Annotated in this window: 20 protein-coding genes and 1 pseudogene; 13 read left to right on the forward strand and 8 right to left on the reverse strand. The window is 64.2% G+C overall.

What is annotated here, in order from left to right; all coding sequences use genetic code 11:
- Positions 1-79 precede the first annotated feature (79 nt).
- The 4 genes from QRN45_RS13170 (at position 80) to QRN45_RS13185 (ending at position 4,540) form a co-directional block, all read left to right on the forward strand.
- Positions 80-1,165: an acyl-CoA dehydrogenase family protein gene (locus tag QRN45_RS13170; RefSeq protein ID WP_350309774.1), complete on the forward strand. Its 1,086-nt coding sequence runs from the start codon at positions 80-82 to the stop codon at positions 1,163-1,165.
- A complete protein-coding gene (locus tag QRN45_RS13175; protein WP_241710970.1) occupies positions 1,159-2,538 on the forward strand; it encodes a bifunctional PIG-L family deacetylase/class I SAM-dependent methyltransferase in 1,380 nt (459 codons plus the stop codon). Before QRN45_RS13170 ends, QRN45_RS13175 begins: the two co-directional genes overlap by 7 nt.
- A complete protein-coding gene (locus tag QRN45_RS13180) occupies positions 2,525-3,352 on the forward strand; it encodes a glycosyltransferase family 2 protein (protein ID WP_284763663.1) in 828 nt (275 codons plus the stop codon). The genes QRN45_RS13175 and QRN45_RS13180 overlap by 14 nt, the downstream gene beginning before the upstream one ends.
- A 147-nt stretch (positions 3,353-3,499) precedes the next feature.
- Positions 3,500-4,540 carry a hypothetical protein gene (locus QRN45_RS13185; protein WP_284763664.1) on the forward strand — a complete coding sequence of 347 codons (1,041 nt, stop codon included), beginning with the start codon at positions 3,500-3,502 and terminating at the stop codon, positions 4,538-4,540.
- Between the two features lie 86 nt (positions 4,541-4,626).
- Here QRN45_RS13185 and QRN45_RS20935 read toward each other — a convergent pair whose 3' ends face one another.
- The 6 genes from QRN45_RS20935 to QRN45_RS13205 all read right to left on the reverse strand — a co-directional run bounded on the left by QRN45_RS20935 (position 4,627) and on the right by QRN45_RS13205 (position 7,212).
- On the reverse strand, positions 4,627-4,818 hold the full coding sequence (locus QRN45_RS20935) for a pentapeptide repeat-containing protein (protein ID WP_350309778.1): 192 nt from the start codon (positions 4,816-4,818) through the stop codon (positions 4,627-4,629).
- A 14-nt stretch (positions 4,819-4,832) separates the two neighbouring features.
- Positions 4,833-4,889: a hypothetical protein gene (locus QRN45_RS20940; RefSeq protein WP_350309779.1), complete on the reverse strand. Its 57-nt coding sequence runs from the start codon at positions 4,887-4,889 to the stop codon at positions 4,833-4,835.
- Between the two features lie 15 nt (positions 4,890-4,904).
- The gene (locus QRN45_RS20945; RefSeq protein ID WP_319801845.1) at positions 4,905-5,063 is read right to left on the reverse strand and encodes a hypothetical protein; all 159 of its coding nucleotides are present in this window, start codon (positions 5,061-5,063) and stop codon (positions 4,905-4,907) included.
- A 254-nt stretch (positions 5,064-5,317) separates the two neighbouring features.
- Positions 5,318-5,842 carry a P-loop nucleotide/nucleoside kinase family protein gene (locus QRN45_RS13195; RefSeq protein WP_264637634.1) on the reverse strand — a complete coding sequence of 175 codons (525 nt, stop codon included), beginning with the start codon at positions 5,840-5,842 and terminating at the stop codon, positions 5,318-5,320.
- A 323-nt stretch (positions 5,843-6,165) separates the two neighbouring features.
- Complete coding sequence (locus tag QRN45_RS13200; protein ID WP_241708724.1) at positions 6,166-6,597, reverse strand: ASCH domain-containing protein; 432 nt, start codon at positions 6,595-6,597, stop codon at positions 6,166-6,168.
- A gap of 141 nt (positions 6,598-6,738) precedes the next feature.
- Entirely contained in the window at positions 6,739-7,212 is a 474-nt protein-coding gene (locus QRN45_RS13205) for a DUF805 domain-containing protein (RefSeq protein WP_284763665.1), read from the reverse strand.
- 277 nt (positions 7,213-7,489) lie between these two features.
- On the opposite strand from QRN45_RS13205, the gene QRN45_RS13210 reads away from it, so the two are divergent.
- Positions 7,490-7,756: a three-helix bundle dimerization domain-containing protein gene (locus QRN45_RS13210; protein WP_264637635.1), complete on the forward strand. Its 267-nt coding sequence runs from the start codon at positions 7,490-7,492 to the stop codon at positions 7,754-7,756.
- Positions 7,757-7,810: 54 nt separating this feature from the next.
- Here the strand turns inward: QRN45_RS13210 and QRN45_RS13215 are convergent, their stop codons facing one another.
- The gene (locus QRN45_RS13215; RefSeq protein WP_284763666.1) at positions 7,811-8,683 is read right to left on the reverse strand and encodes an SGNH/GDSL hydrolase family protein; all 873 of its coding nucleotides are present in this window, start codon (positions 8,681-8,683) and stop codon (positions 7,811-7,813) included.
- Between the two features lie 83 nt (positions 8,684-8,766).
- Here QRN45_RS13215 and QRN45_RS13220 point away from each other — a divergent pair, with 83 nt between their 5' ends.
- Together QRN45_RS13220 and QRN45_RS13225 are read left to right on the forward strand one after the other, a co-directional pair.
- Positions 8,767-9,684 carry an alpha/beta hydrolase gene (locus tag QRN45_RS13220; protein ID WP_284763667.1) on the forward strand — a complete coding sequence of 306 codons (918 nt, stop codon included), beginning with the start codon at positions 8,767-8,769 and terminating at the stop codon, positions 9,682-9,684.
- A 158-nt stretch (positions 9,685-9,842) separates the two neighbouring features.
- Positions 9,843-11,033 (forward strand): acyl-CoA dehydrogenase family protein, encoded by a 1,191-nt coding sequence (locus tag QRN45_RS13225; RefSeq protein ID WP_284763668.1) that lies wholly within the window; start codon positions 9,843-9,845, stop codon positions 11,031-11,033.
- Between the two features lie 156 nt (positions 11,034-11,189).
- Here the strand turns inward: QRN45_RS13225 and QRN45_RS21020 are convergent.
- A pseudogene (locus tag QRN45_RS21020) lies at positions 11,190-11,450 on the reverse strand (peptidoglycan DD-metalloendopeptidase family protein); the annotation flags it as partial.
- Positions 11,451-12,053: 603 nt separating this feature from the next.
- Here QRN45_RS21020 and rpsB point away from each other — a divergent pair.
- The 6 genes from rpsB to QRN45_RS13260 all read left to right on the forward strand — a co-directional run bounded on the left by rpsB (position 12,054) and on the right by QRN45_RS13260 (position 16,962).
- On the forward strand, positions 12,054-12,932 hold the full coding sequence (gene rpsB / locus QRN45_RS13235) for a 30S ribosomal protein S2 (RefSeq protein WP_078105731.1): 879 nt from the start codon (positions 12,054-12,056) through the stop codon (positions 12,930-12,932).
- A gap of 120 nt (positions 12,933-13,052) precedes the next feature.
- Entirely contained in the window at positions 13,053-13,889 is an 837-nt protein-coding gene (tsf, locus tag QRN45_RS13240; protein WP_078105730.1) for a translation elongation factor Ts, read from the forward strand.
- Between the two features lie 146 nt (positions 13,890-14,035).
- Positions 14,036-14,773, forward strand: a complete 738-nt coding sequence (gene pyrH / locus QRN45_RS13245) for a UMP kinase (protein ID WP_059387847.1) — start codon at positions 14,036-14,038, stop codon at positions 14,771-14,773.
- A 102-nt stretch (positions 14,774-14,875) separates the two neighbouring features.
- A complete protein-coding gene (frr, locus tag QRN45_RS13250; protein WP_078105729.1) occupies positions 14,876-15,433 on the forward strand; it encodes a ribosome recycling factor in 558 nt (185 codons plus the stop codon).
- Positions 15,433-16,356 carry a phosphatidate cytidylyltransferase gene (locus tag QRN45_RS13255; protein WP_241708735.1) on the forward strand — a complete coding sequence of 308 codons (924 nt, stop codon included), beginning with the start codon at positions 15,433-15,435 and terminating at the stop codon, positions 16,354-16,356. Before frr ends, QRN45_RS13255 begins: the two co-directional genes overlap by 1 nt.
- Before the next feature lie 21 nt (positions 16,357-16,377).
- The gene (locus QRN45_RS13260; protein ID WP_078105727.1) at positions 16,378-16,962 is read left to right on the forward strand and encodes a DivIVA domain-containing protein; all 585 of its coding nucleotides are present in this window, start codon (positions 16,378-16,380) and stop codon (positions 16,960-16,962) included.

Below are 16,962 nucleotides of genomic sequence, written 5' to 3' on the forward strand. Positions count from 1 at the left end.
GCTTGTTGGCCGGTTGGTAGTAAGCCTGCTTACTATTAACCGCAGGAAATGGTTTGGTCGAGGTGATGCGGAGGAAGAGATGAACATGCACCGCCCGGGCTATGACAAGACGAGCAAAGGCGTGCGGCTGGGGAAAGCTCCACTGCCTGAGGACGTCGAGCGACTGTTGTCGCAGGCAGATGAACGGGTAGGCGACGTCCCCGCGTTGCTGGCACTGGCCGAGATGACAGCACGGACGATGCCGGATCCCGGCGAAGGCGAGACGGCACGGCTGTGGGAGATCCTGGCGTCGCTGGCCGCAGTCGACGTTGCTGCTGCGCGCGTCTTCGAACCACACCTGGACGCCGGCGCCATTCTGAAGCAAGCGGGGCAGGAGGCCCTTTTCGACGGCACATGGGGTGTGTTCGCCGCCGAGGGGCCGGGGCATGTTCTTGAGGCGCGGGATGCCGGGCAATCCACATCGGCGGGGTCCGGCGTGACGCTGTCCGGCTCGAAGCCCTGGTGCTCCCTGGCCGGCTATCTCGACCATGCAATCGTCACTGCGCAGACGCAATCGGGCAGTCGCCAGGCATTCGCCGTGGATTTGGGCTCCCCGGGAGTGAAAGTCGAAGAACCGCTCTGGATTAGCCACGGCCTCCGCGAAATTCCCAGTGGCACGGTGCATTTCGCTGACGTCCCTGCGGTCCCGGTCGGCGAGCCGGGCTGGTATTTCGATCGACCCGGTTTCGCCTGGGGAGGCATCGGCGTCGCCGCTTGCTGGCTGGGCGGCGCCGTCGGCCTCGTCCGCACGTTCAAGGACGCCCTTGCACGCCGGGAACCGGACCAGATCGCGCTTTCCGGCCTTGGCGAAGCGGACCGTTTGCTCGCTTCCGGATTCGAGCTGCTCCGCAGCGCGGCGGCCAGGATTGACGGCGGCACCTTAGGCGATCGCGAAGACAGCAACGATGCGTGGGCGCACGCCTTGCGGATCAGGGGCAACGTGGCTGAAATCGTGGAAAGAATCCAGGACACCGTCGGTGAGAACCTGGGCCCGGCCCCGCTGGCCCGGGATGAGCGACATGCCAAGCGGGTTTCCGATCTTCGCCTCTACGTCCGGCAACATCACGGCCAGCGCGACGACGCCCAACTCGGATCACTGGTCTTGAAGGGCGCAAACACATGGTGACTTTTGCACATGCCGATGCAGGCACGGCTGAGGACGAGTGGCTGAGGGCGGGGGTGGATCTGCTGCCTGAGCTCCCACTGGACGATGCCGAACTGGCCGGCCGAAGCGTCGTCGTGCTTGCTGCCCATCCCGACGACGAAACTCTCGGTGCCGGTGGCCTTATCACCCGGCTGGTGGACTTGGGGGCCGCTGTCAGAGTTGTGCTGTGCAGCGCGGGCGAGGCCTCGCACCCGCACTCTCCGACCACCACCCCTGGCGAGCTGGCAAGGCTCAGGGTACGGGAGTTCGAAAACGCGATGGCCGCGTTGGGTGTGGGCGCCCGTTGGACGAACCTGCGGCTCCCCGACGGCCAGCTCGGACGTCACCGCCCGGCGATCCGCGACGCCTTGCGGGCTGCCGTCCGGGACGCTGGCGGGAGCCTGCCCTCCGACGTCGTGCTGGTGGCGCCTTTGCGGGGGGACGGCCACCCCGATCATGACGTCGTCGGTTCCGTTGCCGCGGAACTCGCCGAAGCGGAGGGTCACGGGCTCCTCGAATACCCGATCTGGTACTGGCTTTGGGCCAATGTAGCTGACGCGCGATGGCGCAGCTGGGTGCGGTCGGAACTGACGGCGCGCGGCCGGGAAGCCAAGTCCGCGGCCTTGCAGGCCCACCGCTCACAGATGGAACCTCTCTCAGGACGGCCTGGTGACGAAGCACTCCTGCAGGAGCGTTTCGTCGACCATTTCCGCCGGACGTGGGAGACCTTTGCATGGACTCCTCCTTCAGGCGGGAACACAGCGGCCGACGCGGAGCGCGTTTTCGACGCCGTTCACCTTGCATCCAGCGACCCCTGGGATTATTCGAGCAGCTGGTACGAGAAGCGAAAACGCGACTTGACCATGGCGGCGCTGCCCGATCCGCGCTACGCCCGGGGACTCGAACTGGGCTGCTCCTCTGGAGTGCTGAGCGCCGAACTCGCCCAGCGCTGCGAGCAACTCCTCTGCGTGGATGCGAGCAGCCAGGCCCTCGCCTCGGCGGATGCCCGGCTTGCCGATAACCCAGGGGCAACGACGGCGCACATGACGGTGCCCACCCAGTGGCCCGATGGCCGGTTCGACCTCATCGTCATCTCAGAGGTGGGGTATTACTTGAGCCGCGCCGAGTTGGACGCCGTGCTCGACAAATCGGTGGATTCGCTCCTGCCGGGCGGGACATTGGTGATGTGCCATTGGCGCCATCCGATTTCTGGCTGGTCACTGGATGGAGACAGCGTCCATGCGGCCGCGCGGGGGCGGCTGCCCTGGCCTTCCGCCGCGGTGTACCGGGAGAAGGCCTTCATCCTTGAGACGTTCATCGCGGCCGCGGCCGGAAGCGCCGATGCCCGCGCCTAGCATTGAGGGCGGCAACCGCCCCCTCCCTGGAATCCCGTCCGCACACGGTGGGCCAGTCGATGGCAGCATCGCCCATGTCGCCGTCGTGGTCCCCGCCCGCAACGAGGCCGAGCGCATCGCCCCGGCGATCCGCGCCATATGCCGCGCCGCCGCCGAGTTGCGCGCGCTGCGCCCCGGCGTGGGCATCGGCGTCGTGGTGGTGTTGGACGCGTGCGACGACGGCACGGGAGATGCCGCCGTCGACGCCGCAGGCTCCGAAGGGTGCCTCAGCCTCGTCGACGTTCGCCTGCACAGCGCCGGGGCCAGCAGGGCGGCCGGCATCCGGGCCGCCCTCGCCGCCACGACCACAGCCCCTGAACAGATCTGGCTGGCAAATACCGATGCCGACTCCGTGGTTCCACCGCATTGGCTCTGCGGCCAAGTGGACTTCGCCGAGTCCGGGGCTGACGCCGTGCTGGGCACCGTTGAGCCGGACCCTGGCGAGCTGGACAAGAGCCTGCTCAACGCGTGGGCACGCAGGCATCGCTTCGCCGAGGACCACCCCCATGTGTTCGGCGCGAACTTCGGCGTCCGGGCTTCGCACTACCTCGGAGTGGGCGGGTTTGAGCCCGTGCGCCTCCACGAGGACCGGATCCTGGCGGCGCGCCTCCGGCGATCCGGCAGCGCCGTAGTCGCGACGGACACCCTCCGGGTCATCACCTCCAGTCGCCTGCACGGCCGGGCGCTCCACGGGTTCGCCGGTTACCTTCGTGGCTTGGGCGAGGCGATGGCCATGCCTCCGGACACCGCAGCGGCGAGCAGCGCCACGAGCTAGGTATTTGAGCCCGTTATGGTCTGGCGTTCCGGGAGCGTCTCCAAGCGGGTGGCCGTCCTCCGTTCATCCCAGCGTTACCTCGCATCCATGCGGTGACCGGATGATGGCCCCGATGGGGAATCGACTATGACACTGAGGAACTTAACCATGGACATCAGACCTTCCCGCAAGCCCTTCATGTTCGGCGCTGTACTCTCGGCCGCAGTCCTCCTGAGCTGCACCGCCGTCCCGGCCAACGCCGCCCCTGCGTCTCCCTACACGGTCAAGTCCTTCGCTGCTGTCGGCGGCGAGAGCAAGCCGGATGACATCACGCGCCTTGGCAACAACATCTATGTGGCCTTCCAGAACGGCGTCGGCCCGATGGGCGAACCCTCCACGAGCGGTGCAACCGCGAGCACGATCCAGCAATACTCCCTCGACGGAACCCCGGGCGGGTCCTGGACGATTACGGGCAAGATCGACGGGCTGCACGCTGACGAGGCAGGCCAAAGGCTGCTGGTGACAACGAACGAGGACGGCAACTCCGCTTTCCACACCGTGACACCGTCCGGCGGCGCTGCCGCCGTGAAGGACTTCGCCTACACCGGACTGACGCACGGGGGCGGCACGGACACGGCTACGATCTACCAGGGCAAGATCTTCATCACCGCCTCGAACCCGTCCGACACCACCGGGCCGGCCGTCTACCAGGCGACGCTGAGCGGCTCGACAGCCGCCCTGGCCCCGGTCTTCACGGACAACGCCACCGCAACCGTCGCCAACTCCGGCTCGAAAGGGACCACGGCCCTTGCCCTGACCGACCCTGACTCGGCGACAGTGGTCCCGGCCGACAGCCCCCGCTTCAAGAACCAGTTCGCGCTTGCCTCACAGGGCGACCAGCAGTTGATCTTCGCCGACCGCGCCGGGACCCCGCAGCAGTCGCTGCAGGTGCTCAACCTCAGCCAGCAGGTCGACGACACCGCCTTCGCGACGACGTCTCGGCAAACCCTGTGGATCACCGATCCCGACCACAACACGGTGCTCTCCGTCACCGGCCCGTTCGCGGCCGGCCAGGCACTCTCGACCGTGACGCCGGATGCCGCCCCGGACTACCTCGCGGCGCTGGACCTCTCGACCGGATCGCTCACACCGGTCGCGGGTCTGTCCTCGATCCACCCGAAGGGCTTGCTCTTCACGAGCGCACACTAGGTTCGCGTCCGCAGACGAAATCCGCGCGGCACCTTCCTTGGGAGGTGCCGCGCCGTCGTTCCCGGCCCCGCGGTGAGCGCTCATCCTCAATTCCAGTACGGGGTCATTGCCAAGCCGGAGGGGAGAAGAGTCGCGCGGCTCCCTTTCGCGGCGTTGAGCTGAGGCTGTGTCAGGTAGAGGGCCTTCGAGAGATCAGCGCCGTCAAGCCGGGCATCCCGCAGGTCTGCACCGAGCAGATCCGCACCCGATAAGTCACTGTCGCGCAGATCGGCGGCAATGAGTCAGGTCCCCCTCAGGTCGCCCTCAGGTCCGCCCCGCGCAGCCGGCAGAACCTGATGTCGCTGCCGATGAGATCGGCTCCGGGCTACAGGTTGGTGTCCAGATGATCGTCGCCGGCGGCGAAGTACGAGGCCCGTACTTCTTCGCTGACGTCGCCGAGTAGGTCGCCATGAATGACCTGTTCCACACCCTCAATGGCACCGTATTCCCCCGTAGCCAAGTTCAGCAGCCTTTCCTTTGGCATAGGTCCTTCGCCCCACGCGATCCGATCCGACTGGCTCCAGCACGACTGCTCCGGCGCGCCACATGACCCCTCGTCCTCCGGCCAAGCGTTTGGGCGCGCCCGAGGCTCCAAACGCCACTGGAACCTCGTGCGCTGGAGCTGAAAAGAGATCCACGGTTGCCATCCCTTCAATACTGCTTGCACCCGACACCGGCGGCGCCCGGCGTCCGCCAGGGGATCCCTCAGCGGACTCACCTGTCGGTTGTACCGTGCTCTCAGCGGCCAAGCACCGAATCCGCGATCCGGCGCGCGGCTTGCTCCGGCCTGATGTGCGTGGTGTCGATGACCTCGGCTTCATCGTGTAGCCACGTACGGGCTGCTTCGGCGTATGGCTCCAGGTATGCGAAGCGGAACGTCGAGGGTCCGAGGTCTTTGTCGTTCTGTATGCGTTCGCGGAGCGTGGCCTGGTCGGCGTGGAGCACGAAATGCTGGATCGGGATGCCGTGCCCGGTAAGACCATCGCTGATCTCCCGCCAGTAGCTCTCGACCAGGACAGTCATCGGCATCACGAGGGTGCCTCCGGTGAATTCGAGCACGCGCCGAGCGGTTTCGACGACCAGTGGTCGCCAGGGCTCCCAGTGTTGGAAATTGTCCGTTGCGGGAAGTCCAGGCCTGATGTCCATGAGGACCTCACCGACCTTCTCAGCGTCGAGGACGCGGGCGTCGGGCAGCAATTGCTGCACGAGCGCGCTCGTCGTCGTCTTTCCCGCTCCGTGGGTGCCGTTGAGCCAAATGATCATGGACGGAACAGTAACGCAGTCAAGGATCATTTCCGGTGAATCGTCGATCTGGAGAGCGAGCAGGCTCGCCCACGCATGCCTTCTCGAAGCCGCGGCAGCGCACTGCCTCAGCGTGGGGACGTGGGAAGCGCTTTCGACCAAAGATCCCGATGACGCTCTGCGTATGCGGTTGCGCTCGACGACAGTGCTCGCCATCGCCGACCAGGTGTCACCCGGTCAGTGTTCGAAGGAGTTTCGGGATGCGGGTCTTGGCCTCGCATAGACCCCATACCGGACGGACGCACCCTCTAAAGGGGCCGGTCGGCCGGACTTTCGATGGAAGGCTAGCTCCGGAGAGATACGCGGAAGCGCACCAAAACAGCTTCCGTCGAGTCTGAGACCGCAAAAGTGGGATCTCGCAGGACGGCCCGAAAGTCGGAGCTATGCCAGAATTTTTCGTGGCCCACACGCCAGTCGGAGACTGCCTGGTAACCCTCGCCTTCGTCGATCGCGTGAGCTGCGTCAACGTCCCCGAGGGGCACTACGCGAACCTCGGTAACTTCCGTGATGCAAACGGGTCGCCCTGACGAATCAACGACCACGCCCCGTTCACCGACCGCGGGTAATCGGTCTTCGGCTAGTTTGTATTGGACGAGGAGGGAGGTCGTCGCCGTCTTCCGTCCGTCAAGGATCGCGCTCACGAGTTCATCTCGCAGCGAGCCCGGAAACCCGTACTCTTCGACCGGCAGACCAGCAATTTCGTCGGGAGATAGCATCTGAAAATCCTAGGCCCTTGGTTGCCGGCCACGAAGGTAGGCGCGTCCAGCCTTGATGAGTCGTGAGGATGTTTCTGCATCGAAACACTGAAGGGCCACCGCGTGCGCGAGTGGCCCTTCAGCTTGTCCTCTGGTGTGGACTTATGCGGGGACGTCGAACCGCTGGCCTTCGGGCTTGGACGGCAGGATCGTCAAGATGAGCAGTGCCAGGCTCCCGAGGAACGGGACGAGGCCGATGAGGATCAGCCAGCCGCTGAAGTTCACATCGTGGAGGCGGCGGACAGTCAGGGCCAGGGACGGGACAATGACGGCCAGTCCCCAGATGACCAGGAGGATGACGCCGATCATCATGCCCGGGCCCGGGACTGTGGCACCGGAGTCATTGACGGTTGCACCGGCTGAGCCGGCCACCGACGTGATGATGTTCAGAACGATGCTCACGACGATGGAGATAAGCATCCACCACCAGTACTCGCTGCGGCTGGCCCGGCCGGTGAAGGTGGCGTACTTCTTGAAGAACCGGCGTGCTGCCTCACCGATGGGTGCACCGTAGTAGGGAGCCCAAAGCGGGACGGGACTGCCAAACTGGGTGGTCTGTTGCTGCTGGTACGACAAATGGATCTCCTAAATAGACGAGTAATGACGCTTTATCGTAGGGGGCCAAACCACCCGTCAAGTTGTACCGCAGATGAAATTTCGGTACGGCGTGTCGGAACTATGGATCGCACTCGGACGTTGAGGCACTTTCATGCGCGCCGGCGGCGAAAATCAGACATCCGGGAAACTCGCGCGCCAGGGCTTGTGGGCGTTCCAGCGCCCCCGTCCGTGTCGGCCCCTTCAGTACAACCTCATTTTGTTGACCTTCCTGCGCCCGGATCGGACACTTGGCCCTATGACGGGGGAAGACGAAGCGCGGGCCCTTGTGGCTGTCATCAACAACCTGTCCGAGCGGTTCCCCGAGATGCCACGCCCGGACATCGAGTCCGTGGTCGCTGAAGAGCACGGGAACTTGAACGGCGGCCCGGTCCGGGACTATGTCCCACTCCTGGTTGAACACGCAGCCAAGAAGCGCCTCACCAAATTGGCAGCCGAAGTCCGTGTGTCCGGCGGTCTCTCATCCGTACTTGCCCGGAAGCAGCCAGCGGTAGATAACCCGTAGGCGCCGCGTTGAGTTGGGGCTTCCGGGGTTGAGATGGAACCTCTGAGATCGCCGTCAGTTTGGCGGATCGTTACCCACGAATGTTCCCGGCGGCATCCAGGCGCCAAACACGGGGCCGGGATCCGGTCGCTTTGCGTGCCGCCCGTCGTCGGAGATTCCTTGTTTGAGGCGTTGCAGGACCCACGGGAACAAGTGGTCCCGCGCCCAGATAATGTCGTCCGCCCGGGCTTCGCGCCAGCTGCGTCCGGGCAGCGCTTTCGGAGTCATCGGCTCCAAGGTGTGCGGAACGTTGAGGGTATCGAGCACCATGATGGCGATGGTGTGCTGACCCAGGGGAGAGAAGTGCAGCCGGTCCGGATCCCACATCCGTGGGTGGGTGAGTTGACGCAGTGCCCAGAGATCGGCGATGACCGCATCGTGGCGGGCCGCAATCGTCCGTAGGTTCTCGTTGAAGATGGCCACCTTGGCGCGGGTCCGGCCCAGCACGGGCGTAGCGCCCCAGTCCGGGCCGGCGAACAGGACGACCGTCGCACCGGTGGAGGCCAGTAGCTGCACTCCGGCATCCATCCGGGCGGCGAGTTTGTCGGGATCGGTTCTACGGAAGATCAAATCATTGCCGCCGGCATTGAGCGTGATCAGATCCGGCTGCAGGGCCAGCGCGGGGCCAACCTGCTCGTCCAGGATCTGATGGAGCAACCTGCCATGGACCGCCAGATTCGCGTAAGCAAAATCTTCGTGTCCGGCGCTCAGTTCTTCCGCGACCCGGTCCGCCCAGCCTCGCAGGCCGCCCGGGCTGCGGGGCTCCGGATCTCCAACCCCTTCGGTGAAGGAATCACCCAGGGCCACATAACGGCTCCAGGGGTGCAGGCGGGCCCCCGGACCTACGGAGCCACCCTGCGCCGGACCATCGGCGCTGGGAGCGTTCATCCCTCCATACTGCTCCTAACGGGCCGAACGCGCCACGGCGTGGACCTTGGCCGCGCGCCGGATGCGCATCCTAGGGTTATCCAATGAGCTTCGAATTATCATCGCGGATCGATCCTGAACTGTGGTCACTCGTCGATGAAACCCGCGCTTTCTACGCCCACCGGCCGGCCGGCCGCGGCCCGGGGAGTCTGGAAGAGCTCCTCGCATTCCGGGCTGGCGCGCCAGCACCTGCGGAGTGTGATCCACAGCCAGTCACAGAGCAGGCAAGTGCGCTTGGCCGAAGCGTTCCGGTGCGGATCCACAGTCCGGTCAGTTCACCGGTGGCGGGAGTGTTCCTGGAAATCCACGGCGGCGGCTTCTACATGGGCTCAGCCGCTGGAAGCGATGTTCGCAACAGGCGGCTTGCCGACGCATTGGGTGTTGCCGTAGTCAGCGTGGATTACCGGCTTGCCCCCGAGCACCCGTGGCCGTCCGCACCCGACGACTGCGAGACGGCAGCGCTGTGGCTGGTCGAGCAGGCCGAAAGCCGTTTTGGTACCGCGAAACTCGCTGTCGGTGGCTTCTCTGCCGGTTCAACGCTGGCGGTTTCCACGCTTGTCCGGTTGCGCGATCGCGGGGTCACGGCCTTCAGCGGCGGCGTGCTGCAGTTCGGCACCTATGACCTCGCCGCGAAGACGGAGGCCGGGCGCCTGATCGCCGACGAGTATTTTCTTGACGCGTATGCCGGGACTGCTCCGGATCGCGCCCACCCCGACCTTTCACCGCTCTTCGCCGACCTTGCCGGGCTGCCGCCGATCCTTATCGTGGTTGGCCGCGACGACATCCTTTTGGAAGATAATCTCGCCATGGCCTCGCGGATGTCTGAAGCCGGTGTCGAGGTCGACCTGCGTGTTTATCCCGCATCCCCTCATGGATTCACCGGACATGCGACGCCCATGGCACTAGCCGCCCTCGAACGCATCGACGCCTGGCTTCGAGCTCGGCTAAGCCAAGCAGACTGAATCGTTCGGCCAAGAGGATCACAAGGATCGAATCCCGGCATCAATTCCCCGAGTGTGACGAGAGCGGCTAGACCTGCACAAAGGTGTGCGCCGGGTTGCTTGTGGTGGCCCCGCTCTTGCTGTAAGTTACTCACCAGTAACTTACGCGAAGGAGCGCCATGTCCAAGGCAGCAATCGACCTCGAGAATCTCCCATACGCCGACGGCGACTTCTATGGATTTGAGCAACTGCTTACGGGCAAGGAACAAGACCGGCTGGCCGAGATCCGGACTTTCCTGTCCTGTGAGGTCAAGCCGATTGCCGTTGATTGCTGGAACCGGGGGGAATTCCCGATGGACCTGATTCCCAAGCTGGCTGAGATTGACCTAGTCAGCCCGGTGAGGCGGCAAGGCTATTCCAACGTGTTCGCTGGCCTTGTCCACGCAGCAGCAACGCGCGCCGATGCCTCGATTGCCACGTTCATGGGCGTCCACGACGGCTTGTTCACTGGTTCCATCGAGGCCTTGGCATCCCGGGAGCAACAAGAAGCCTGGCTGCCGGACGTCTACTCCCTCAAGAAGATCGGCGCCTTTGGACTGACCGAGCCGTTGGGCGGCTCGGACGTTGCAGGCGGCACCCGGACCACTGCGCGCCGCGACGGCGACAACTGGATCCTCAACGGGGCCAAGCGCTGGATCGGCAACGCCACCTTCTCGGACTGGGTTGTGGTCTTCGCCCGCGACCTCGCCGACAATCAGGTCAAGGGCTTCCTGGTGGACACGGGCCTCCCCGGATTCAAGGCCAGCAAGATCGAGAACAAGATCTCGCTGCGGACCGTCCAGAATGCCGATATCACCCTTGAAAATGTGGTGGTTCCGGACTTCTTCAAACTGGCCAATGCGAACAGCTTCAGGGACACCAACAAGGTCCTGAAAGTCACCCGGCTTTCGGTCGCGTGGCAGGCTGTGGGCCAGCAGCTTGCGGCGTTCGACGTTGCCCGCCGCTACGCGGTTGAACGGATGCAGTTCGGGAGGCTCCTGGCATCGTTCCAATTGGTGCAGCAACAACTCGTGCAGATCCTGGGCAACACCGTCAGTTCCATGGGCATGATGGTCCGTCTCGCGCAGCTTGAGGATGCCGGCGTCGCCAAGGACGAGCAATCCGCGCTGGCGAAGGCCTTCACCACGGCCCGCATGCGCGAGAGCGTAGCCCTGGGAAGGGGAATCCTCGGTGGCAACGGCATTGTCACGGACTACGAGATGGCCAAGATCTTCGCCGACGCCGAGGCTATCTACTCCTACGAAGGCACCCACGAAATCAACACCCTTGTCACGGGGCGCGCCATCACCGGGATTTCCGCCATCGTCTAGCGGCGGTAAGGCTTGCAGCACCCGCAGCTCGTCCAGCGCCAACCAATCGTCCAGAGGCAGCAACACCGACGGCCGGAGATCCGTGACGAAGGCAAGCGGGTCCACATAGTCCTCCCCGGACCGAACTCCCCAATGGACGCACGGAGATCCCGCGCAGTGGCCGGCTCTGACGACGCCGATGGCTTGGCCCGTGGCCACGGGGGCGCCTTCTTCGAGTTCGCTGTCGACGGGCTCAAAGCTGCTCCGCAGCCCGTTCCCGTGGTCGATGGTGATCACAGGCCGGTCCACCACGACGCCCACGAAGCCCACAGTGCCGCCAGCGGGGGCGGCGACCGTTGCGCCGTCGTCGGCTGCTTGTAAATCCACGCCGCGGTGCCCGCTCAACCACGGCTTGTCCGGAGGATCGAACCCACGCATCACGGTGGGCCTGGGGGAGAGGGGCCACGCCCAGTCCGGGCCGGTCCCGGACTGGACAGGCGGGCCCGACGACGGCGATGCAACGGCAGGCGCCGCGCCGAGGACAACGGGCAAAAGGCCGAGGGCAACGAGCAAAAGAACGTAGGCCGGTAGATGTGTGGTTCTCACGTAACAAGCCTTCGTTGGGGTGGCGCGTCCCGAAAGGCGCCAGCCAGGCTATGTGGAAAACCAGGCGGAAAATCCGCCGAAGGACGGACCCCTGCGATCGCGCGACGGCGGTCATGAGGCTGAAGGCGCTGTAGTACACTTGGTGGAGCAGTTTGCTGTGCCCTCAGGCTTGTTCAGAAGCGCTTCTCATTCAGTCGCGCGGGGGTTGCAGGCTGACTACGCGTATCCAACCCTCCAATTGAGAATCCTCGCGGATTCAACGCTGCGGAGGATTGTGCCTCTTGCGGTCCGGCGAGTCATTGGCCGGATGAGAAGTGCAATGGATGCCAGGAGCCACGGCCCGTTCGGGTCCGGCTAACTAACCGTCAACTATTGGCAGGGTAAGAGTGGCCCGTGTGGCGCTCTCATGAATGACCTGCCGGAAGGAGCGTCGGCATGCCCGTCGTAACTATGCGCCAGCTGCTTGACAGCGGCGTCCACTTTGGACACCAGACCCGTCGTTGGAACCCGAAGATGAAGCGATTCATCTTCACGGAGCGCAACGGCATCTACATCATTGACCTTCAGCAGTCGCTGTCCTACATCGACCGCGCTTTCGAGTTCGTCAAGGCTACTGTCGCCCACGGCGGCACCGTCCTGTTCGTCGGCACCAAGAAGCAGGCTCAGGAAGCAATCGCTGAGCAGGCTACCCGTGTTGGCCAGCCGTACGTCAACCAGCGTTGGTTGGGCGGTATGCTCACCAACTTCCAGACCGTTGCCAAGCGCATCCAGCGCATGAAGGAACTCGAAGAGATCAACTTCGAGGACGTTGCAGGCTCGGGTTACACGAAGAAGGAGCTCCTGCTCCTCAAGCGCGAGCTCACCAAGTTGGAAACCAACCTCGGTGGTATCCGCAACCTGACCAAGGCTCCTTCCGTTCTGTGGGTTGTTGACACGAAGAAGGAACACCTGGCTGTTGACGAAGCCAAGAAGCTGAACATCCCGGTTGTTGCCATCCTGGACACCAACTGCGACCCCGACGAAGTTGACTTCCCGATCCCGGGCAACGACGACGCCATCCGCTCCGTAAACCTGTTGACCCGCGTGGTTGCCGACGCCGTTGCCGAGGGCCTCATCGCCCGTAACCAGCGCGCAACCGGTGCTGCAGAGGCGCCGGAAGAGCCGCTGGCTGAGTGGGAGCGTGAGCTCCTCGAAGGCAGCAAGGCTGAAGCTGCTGAAGCTCCGGCCGCCGAAGCTCCGGCTGCGGAAGCTGCTGAAGCCCCGGCCGCCGAGGCCACCGAAGCTGCTGCCGGCGAAGCCGAAGCAGACAAGTAAATCCGGACCTTTCCCGCGCTGATTTCGGTGCGGGGAGCTACTGACAGGATGGCGGCCCACCCGGTGGGCTGCCGTCCTGTCAGTCCGTAAACACATAAATTTCTAGACAGAGGGGTTCACATGGCGAACTACACTGCTGCTGACATCAAGGCCCTGCGCGAGCGCACCGGCGCCGGCATGATGGACGTCAAGAAGGCTCTTGACGAGGCCAACGGCGACGCCGAGAAGGCCATCGAGATCATCCGCATCAAGGGCCTCAAGGGCGCTACGAAGCGTGAAGGCCGCTCCACCGCCGAAGGCCTGGTTGCAGCCAAGGTCACGGACGGTGTCGGCGTAATGATCGAGGTCAACTGCGAGACCGACTTCGTTGCCAAGGCTGACAAGTTCATCCAGCTGGCCGACAAGGTCCTGGCCGTCGCCGTCGAGTCCGGCGCTGCCGACCTCGAGACCCTGCTGGCCATCGACGTCGAAGGCAAGCCCCTGTCCGAGGTTGTCGTCGAAGAAGGCGCCGTTCTCGGCGAAAAGGTTGTTGTCCGCCGCATCGCCCGCATTGAAGGCGGCACGGTTGACGCTTACCTGCACAAGACCTCCAAGGACCTCCCGGCCCAGGTCGGCGTCCTGTTCGCCGTCGAGGGCGAGGGCGACGCCGCTGCTACCGCAGCCCACGACGTCGCTGTCCACGTTGCAGCCATGGCCCCGAACTACCTGAGCCGCGAAGACGTCCCGGCCGAGCTGGTCGAGTCCGAGCGCCGCATCGCCGAAGAGACCGCCAAGGCCGAAGGCAAGCCGGAAGCCGCTCTCACCAAGATCGTCGAAGGCCGCGTGACGGGCTTCTACAAGGGCGAAGTTCTCTTGGACCAGGCATTCGCCAAGGATTCCAAGAAGACCGTTGCACAGGTCCTCGAAGAGGCCGGCGTCAAGGCAACCGCAGTTGCCCGTTTCCGCGTCGGAAACTAGTTAGACATACAAAAGGGGTGGTCACTTCGGTGGCCGCCCCTTTTGCATGCAACGGCAGGCCCGCACCGAGTGCCTCCACAGCCGGCAGCTTTCTGCCCGGCCCCCAGCAAGATAATCTAGCCAGAGTCCACAAACGGGAAGGCACCATGGAAACCGAGAACACTGCAATCCATCCGGAGAAGACCCGTCGTCGTGTACTGCTGAAGCTGTCCGGCGAGGTCATCGGCGGCGGAAAGCTTGGCGTGGACCCGGAAACCGTCCGCGCCATCGCCAAGCAAATCGCCGCAGCTGTTTCCGAGGTCGAGGTGGCAATCGTCGTAGGAGGCGGAAACTTCTTCCGCGGCGCCGAACTTTCCCAGAGCGGCATGGACCGTTCCCGCGCCGACTACATGGGTATGCTCGGCACAGTCATGAACTGCCTGGCCCTGCAGGATTTCCTGGAGCAAGCCGGCGTCGAGACCCGCGTCCAGAGCGCCATCACCATGGGGCAGGTTGCCGAGGCCTACATTCCGCGCCGTGCCATCCGCCACATGGAGAAGGGCCGCGTGGTCATCTTCGGTGCAGGCGCAGGCCTTCCGTACTTCTCCACCGACACCGTGGCCGCCCAGCGCGCCCTCGAAGTGCATGCCGACGTCGTGCTCATGGCAAAGAGCGGCGTGGACGGTGTGTACACTGCGGATCCCAAGAAGGATCCCACGGCCGAGAAGCTCGAAAAGCTCAGCTACGACGAGGCCCTGCGCCGTGACATCCGCGTCATGGACCAGACCGCAATGACCATGTGCAAGGACAACAATTTGTCCATGGTCGTCTTCGGCATGGAAGGCGAAGGGAACGTCACCCGGGCCATTCTCGGCGAAAAGCTGGGCACCCTGGTCACCCCCTAGCAAGGGCTAGGATATTTCTAGGACTCTTCCGCCCGCAGGGGCGGAAATTTATTGTGCATTGCGGCCCGTGCACCGGGGCGCGACTATTTCTGAGGAGAAACCGTGATCGAAGAAACCTTGCTCGAAGCCGGGGAAAAGATGGACAAGGCGGTCGAGGTAGCCAAGGAGGATTTCGCGTCGATCCGTACCGGTCGCGCGAACCCCGGGCTCTACAACAAGGTGATCGTGGAATACTACGGCACGCCCACACCGCTGCAGCAGCTCGCTTCCTTTGCTATTCCCGACGCCAGGACCATCCTGATCACGCCCTTTGACAAGACCTCGATGCGCGACATCGAAAGGGCCTTGAGCGATTCCGAGGTCGGCGCCAATCCGTCCAACGACGGCAACGTCATCCGGATCACCATCCCGGAGCTCACCCAGGAACGCCGCAAGGAATACGTCAAGATCGTCAAGGGCAAGGGTGAGGACGCAAAGGTTTCCATCCGAAGCATCCGGCGCAAAGCCAAGGACGCCCTGGACAAGCTCGTCAAGGACGGCGAAGCCGGAGAAGACGAGGGTGCCCGTGGCGAAAAGGAACTCGACGCCATCACGAAGGCCCACGTCGACGGTATCGATGAGCTCCTCAAACGCAAGGAAGCCGAGCTGCTCGAGGTCTGATGAGCGAGGCTGAGCCGGCGCCCGCGCAGGGAATCCCCACACGCGCCAGACGCCAACGAGGCAACCCAACGCCCAAAGCCGGCCGGAATCTTCCGGCCGCCATCGGCGTCGGGCTCGCCATGCTCTTCGCCGTCCTCGGAGGGCTGCTGTTCCTGCCGCTCGGGTTCGTGCTGCTGACCACCGCGTTCGCGGTCCTCGGTGTGTGGGAAATCTTCCGTGCGCTCGAAGGCCAAGGCACCAGGATGCCGATCATCCCCGTGTTGACCGGTACCGTGGCGATGCCGTTGGCGGCTTATTTCGGAGGCACCGAGAGCCTGCTCTTCGCGATGGTGCTGAGCAGCACGGCCGTCCTGCTCTGGCGGTCCCTTGAAAGCGCTGCGGGAGCTCCGCGCAGCGTCTTCTCAGGAATCTTCACGCTTGCCTGGGTCCCTTTCCTGATCAGCTTTGCCATCGTGCCTCTCCATGTCGGCACGGGAGCGACGACGGCGGGTCCGTGGCCCGGCGGGCAGGTTCCGGCGGGTGCCTGGCAGATTGCTGTGATGCTGTTGCTAGTGGTGTCCAACGATACTTTCGGGTATCTCGTCGGCTCTCTGTTCGGCAAGCATCCGATGGCTCCCAAGATCAGCCCCAAGAAGACCTGGGAAGGTTTTGCCGGCTCGGTGGCAGGTGCCATGGTGATCGGGATCCTCGCCAGCATCTTCGTGCTGGACCGGCCCTGGTGGGTCGGCGTGGTGCTTGCCGTTGGCATGGTTGCCGCGGCTACCGCCGGGGACCTCGCGGAATCCATGGTCAAGCGGGAACTTGGCGTCAAAGACATGAGCAGCATCCTGCCCGGACACGGCGGGGTCATGGACCGGCTCGACTCGATCGTCTTCGCGGCTCCGGCAGCATTTATTCTTTACGCGCTGTTGAGCGGCGCCTGACAACCACCCAGAAGGAAAGCAGTGGCAGTGGACATTCGTCGCCAGATCCCCGCAGCATTTGAGCGCGTGGCGCACAGCAAGTATGGCTACAACGCAAAGCAGGTAGACCAGTTTTTCCAGCGTGCCCGGTTGTCGTTCGAAAACAGGGCCGAGGCATCGGAGAAGATCGGCAGCGGCGATGTCCGCGCCGTTTCGTTTGATCCTGTCAAAGGCGGCTACGACGCCACTGCCGTGGACGCAGCACTGGACCGCCTTGAAGACGCCTTCGCCCGGCGCGAACGCGACGAGCTGATAGCGGCCGAAGGCGAGGAAGCCTGGTTGCTGAAGATCGGCAAACTCTCCGGAGTGCTGCGGGGCCGTTTGCACCGGCCAGATGGCGAACGTTTCCGCCGGCCGGACAAGAAGCGTGCGCGCAGCTACAACATCGCCGAGGTCGATGCCTTGTGTGTCTCCCTGATCGGTTACCTGGAAAACGACAAGCCGCTGAGCGTCGACAACGTCCGCCGGGCAGCTTTCTCCGAGGCCCGCGGTCGCGACGGCTATGAAGAGGCGCAGGTTGATGCTTTCCTCGACCGGGTGGTCGAACTCATGGCGGCCATCGACTAG

This window comes from Arthrobacter sp. efr-133-R2A-63, from assembly GCF_030209795.1.
Classification (GTDB): Bacteria; Actinomycetota; Actinomycetes; order Actinomycetales; family Micrococcaceae; genus Arthrobacter; species Arthrobacter bambusae_A.